We start from the raw sequence: 1,378 nt of genomic DNA, 5'->3' as shown, positions 1-1,378 counted from the left end.
TATTCCAATCCATAAAGTAGTAATTCCGGGTTTTCGCTCAGAGGTATAGCCTTTCCATCCTCCTAATCTGGCAATTGCCCAGACATACCTTTTTAAATCTTTATCTTTATACGGATTTTTTAATTTTTCTGTTTTGCCTTCTAATATTATTATCTGATAGTTTAAACATTTTAATTCTGATTCTGAAAAACAACTTTGTGCTTCTATATCATGCTCAGGAGAATCATACGCAATTTGCATTAAAAACAACTTAACGATGGTTTCCATCATCATTAAGGAAAGTTTTCGAATCGATTTGGCATAGGTTAATTCGCTGGCTTCTATATTAAAACCTTCTTTCTTTAATATCCTGAAGACTTCTTCAATTATCCATCTGCAGGTATACCAGTTAATACAGTTTAATGCCGTTTGCAGATCATCAATCTTCATGGTTGTCAATAATCTCCAACATATTGGATTCTCTATAGTTGTATCTGTTTCCTTGGCTTCAATAATATAGAGCGTAATAGTTTTGGGAGCTGTTTTTGAACTTAAATCATTCTTATTTATGGTTACCTGAGAATATCGAACCTCCAGGATTGCTTCTCTTTTTTTTATATTTCTTCTTTTATCGCCTTCCAATTCTATTGAATATTGTCCCTTTGAGGGCTGATTGGAGATATAGTCAAAAAGTTTGGTCTTATCAGAAAGGGTTCGATTGGCTCTTGCACGAACTAATAAATGTGTTCTCTGATCTGGAACACATCCAAATTGCTCATAAATATCCCCTTCGCGGTCTTGGATAATAATGATTTGTTTTGCCTGGCTTAAAGCTTTTTTCGATTTTAGGGAAGATTCTATCCACTTGTAAGATTCTTTTTCTTCTATAGGAAGTTTATTGTAATCACGGTCTTTTTTGGTTAATTTATCTAATGGTCTATTCCATATCTTAACATCCGAAAAACCATAAGGAACAAATGTTTGGGCGTCGATCACAAAACTGGGATGAATTAGAAAACCAATTCCTCCTTTTGCAGCATTGGTTGTGCCAATATATTGATCTTTCTTTACCCTGTTTTTGTGATTGTATAAATTAACTTCAGTTGTGTCCTGAATACATAAAACAACCTTGTCTGAACAACAGGAAATGCAATTTGAGGACATGTTTTTTATAATATCCGCTTCTGAAACATTATAATTCTGCAAAAAACGATAAATAGATTTGGCTTCCGAATCACTCTGGGCAATTTGACGAATCGAATGAACACTAGTCCTCAATAATTTATCAAAAATTAAATTGCCCCTCCTTAATAAACGCTGATCTTTTAAATCCTTAAATTGTCTGTCTTCCAAAATTTGGCTTTTTCAAATATAAACATTTTTGTGTCCAGACGGTAGG

At 33.5% G+C, this 1,378-nt stretch carries 1 protein-coding gene; it reads right to left on the bottom strand.

Annotation, left to right across the window (positions count from 1 at the left end):
- Positions 1–1,332: IS4 family transposase (locus tag FLACHUCJ7_RS00280; RefSeq protein WP_180907469.1), on the bottom strand; the 1,332-nt coding region annotated here is incomplete at its 3' end.
- Positions 1,333–1,378: the final 46 nt, after the last annotated feature.

This window comes from Flavobacterium salmonis (assembly GCF_903819435.1).
GTDB lineage: Bacteria > Bacteroidota > Bacteroidia > Flavobacteriales > Flavobacteriaceae > Flavobacterium > Flavobacterium chungangense.
Note: the sequence above shows the minus strand (reverse complement) of the source record. Positions and strands in the feature narration are given on the sequence as shown.